We start from the raw sequence: 2,976 nt of genomic DNA on the forward strand, positions 1-2,976 counted from the left end.
GCTTCTCCTCCACCTAAATTCAAGAAGTATAGGTTGTTCTTTCCATCACGATTGCTGATAAATGCGATCTTTTTTCCATCTGGGCTCCATTTGGGATTAATATTGTTCTTTTCGCCCTGAGTAAGCTGAATGGTATTCGTATTGTCTGATATAAAAAGATGATTTATAAAATCGCTTTTACCTTCAATTGTTTTAAGTTCTTTTACAGCATAAACCACTTTCTTGCCATCTGGAGAAACCCTAACGGTGCTGATTACTTTATGTTTAATGGTTTGCGTGGGCGACCAGTTACTTTTTGTTTGGGCAATGACACTGCTAAGCCCTAGGATTAACAAGCCGATCAATGAAATTCTTTTCATAGAAATGATTTTATAATGGAGTTTTGTTGAATATGTTTACACTAAAATAAACTATTAAAACTAAAAACTCTTAACGGAATTCACACATTTTTTAGATCATATTTTATCACAAAATGCAAGGCTTTATTATTTTCTTTACAACATTTTTACAGCTATTTTGATAAATAAGAGCCTAAAGGCAAACTCATGCCTTACATTTGCACTGCATGTAGATAGAAAATGGATGAGGTGATTTAAAGATTATTGATCCAGATTTCATGGTTCATGTTGTTTTGCTCAAACCTATCATTAATCTCGAGACAGGCATCTTCATTTATTAATTATGCATATTTTCCTGTTTGGCTTTAACTAAACAGAAATAATTTTGAATATCGGTACAATTGAATTATGGAAAATAAAAATTATAACAAAGCCACTCAAGCCGTTTGGGCCGGAGAAGATAATCCTTATTTTAAAGAAGCAGTTACAACTCCAATCGTAAATAGCGTTGCATTTGCTTATAATGATCTTGATAAATGGTATGATATCTCTGTTGGAAAGGAGGATGGTTTTATTTATAGCCGTAATACCAATCCAACGGTAGCCTCTTTGGAAGAAAAAATTAGAGTACTTGAAGGGGCTGAGGCAGCAACAGCATTTGCTACCGGTATGGCAGCAATTAGTAATACCCTGTTTACATTCCTTAAGCCTGGAAAGAGAGTTGTTTCAGTAAAGGATACCTATGGTGGCACAAGTAAATTATTTCTCGATTTTTTTCCTGATTATCAAGTAGAAATAATGCTTTGTGAAACCGGAAATCATGAGGAAATGGAAATCGAAATTGCCAAAGGCTGCGATTTAGTTTACCTGGAAACACCAACCAATCCTACGCTTAAGATAGTAGATATTAAACGTATTGCATTAGCAGCTAAGAAAGTTGGAGCTATCGTTGTTGTGGATAATACTTTTGCTACTCCAATAAATCAAAATCCCTTGTCTTTAGGTGCAGACTTAGTTCTGCATAGTGCTACTAAATATCTGTGTGGTCACTCAGATGCAATGGGTGGTTTATTAGCAGGAAATAAGGAACTTGTTCAGAAGGTATTCCATTTTAGGGAGATTAATGGTGCAAGCCTACAGGCCGATCCTGCATATATGATTGCTAGGGGTATGAAAACTCTTGAATTGAGGGTATCTCGACAAAATGAATCAGCTATGAAAATTGCAAGCTATCTTAAGGCTCATTCTAAGGTGCGTGATGTGTTTTATCCTGGACTTGAAACGCATATTGGGCATGATATTGCTAAATCTCAAATGCGTGGATTTGGGGGTATGTTAAGTTTTGCTTTGGATGGTGGATACAACTTGGTTGAAAAGTTCCTTCCTTCCTTAAAACTGGTGCATTTGGCTGCTAGCCTTGGTTCGGTCAGTACACTTGCCGGCCCACCTCGTACCACAAGCCATGTCGAATTAACAGAGGCTCAACGTGCTATTTTGGGTATACCTGAAAGTTTGATCCGTTATTCAGTAGGAATTGAATCTGTTGATGACCTCCTTCAGGATTTGGAAGATGGATTAAAGAAGATATAGGGCTTAAAAAATAGCCTAGCTAGGTGTACTTATTTTTCTTTTGAGCGGTATTTTTAATTGACAGGAGATGGTCAAAAAGTAAAATTTACAATAATTTCGATAAAATTTTCATTTAATGATCAAATATTAATTATTAATTAATATTTGATAAAAAATAATTTAAAAAGGACTTGTCAATACATGTAATTAAATTAGATTTGTTTAACCTTAAAAAAAAATAACAATGGATAAATTTACAAAAATGAAAGATCTGTTTGCTTCAGTTGAAGTTGACGCTAGCAAATTCTACAATTCAGGAAACAGTGCAGCCGGAACAAGAGTTCGTAAAGGAATGCAAGATTTAAAAAATTTAGCTCAGGAAATCAGAAATGAAGTTACTGAGAAGAAAAATAGTGGTAAATAATTAGACCTGCTATTGAAAATAATTAAAAAGGCCTGCTTAGCAGGCCTTTTTAATTATTCGGGTTTTATACTGGCTTGAATAGGCCAAAGTAGTACGTAGTATTATACTTCTTCTGGGAATAAAAAGTTTACTATTTTATTTAAATTTTAGCCCTTCATTGATCCCTATTTTAGGGAAGTAAATAGTGCCTTCATTTTAACGTTTTCATCATTTCATTAGTGTGCTCCCTCACATCTAGTTGATCTTTTAAAATTCTTCCCTTTGCCAATTTGTATAAGCCGATATTTTTGCGCCCAGATCTGCAGTATCAAACATCCTAATAGTTATTAGAATTTTTGTGTTAGCCCTGGCTGATCATCTTATTTAATCGAATAATCCGTCCATTTGTGTTAGATTTGTGCCAGAATTATGAAAGATTTTAAAAATTATTATCTCATACAGGCAAGTCCTGAAGAAGTTTATCTGGCATTAACTAATCCCCTTACCATTTCATTGTGGACTGGTGCCGAAGCAATAATGAGTACAGATCCTGGTTCAGAGTTTTCTCTTTGGGATGAAAGTATTGTTGGAAAGAATATAGAATTTATAGAAAACAAAAAAATAGTTCAGCAATGGTATTTTGGTGATCAGCCTGAAGAGTCAATG

The 2,976-nt window shown here is 34.5% G+C and carries 4 protein-coding genes; 3 read left to right on the forward strand and 1 reads right to left on the reverse strand.

Annotated elements, in window-relative coordinates; genetic code table 11:
- The coding region (locus tag ACIQZ6_RS12620; protein WP_395811637.1) for a TolB family protein at positions 1 to 359 on the reverse strand (359 nt) is incomplete at its 3' end.
- A gap of 387 nt (positions 360 to 746) precedes the next feature.
- Here ACIQZ6_RS12620 and ACIQZ6_RS12625 point away from each other — a divergent pair.
- The 3 genes from ACIQZ6_RS12625 to ACIQZ6_RS12635 form a co-directional block, all read left to right on the forward strand.
- On the forward strand, positions 747 to 1,928 hold the full coding sequence (locus ACIQZ6_RS12625; protein ID WP_395811639.1) for a cystathionine gamma-synthase family protein: 1,182 nt from the start codon (positions 747 to 749) through the stop codon (positions 1,926 to 1,928).
- Between the two features lie 223 nt (positions 1,929 to 2,151).
- Positions 2,152 to 2,331 (forward strand): histone H1, encoded by a 180-nt coding sequence (locus tag ACIQZ6_RS12630; protein ID WP_395811641.1) that lies wholly within the window; start codon positions 2,152 to 2,154, stop codon positions 2,329 to 2,331.
- 408 nt (positions 2,332 to 2,739) lie between these two features.
- Positions 2,740 to 2,976 (forward strand): SRPBCC domain-containing protein (locus tag ACIQZ6_RS12635; protein WP_395811643.1); only part of this gene is annotated, 237 nt, incomplete at its 3' end.

This window comes from Daejeonella sp., assembly GCF_044348475.1.
GTDB lineage: Bacteria > Bacteroidota > Bacteroidia > Sphingobacteriales > Sphingobacteriaceae > Daejeonella.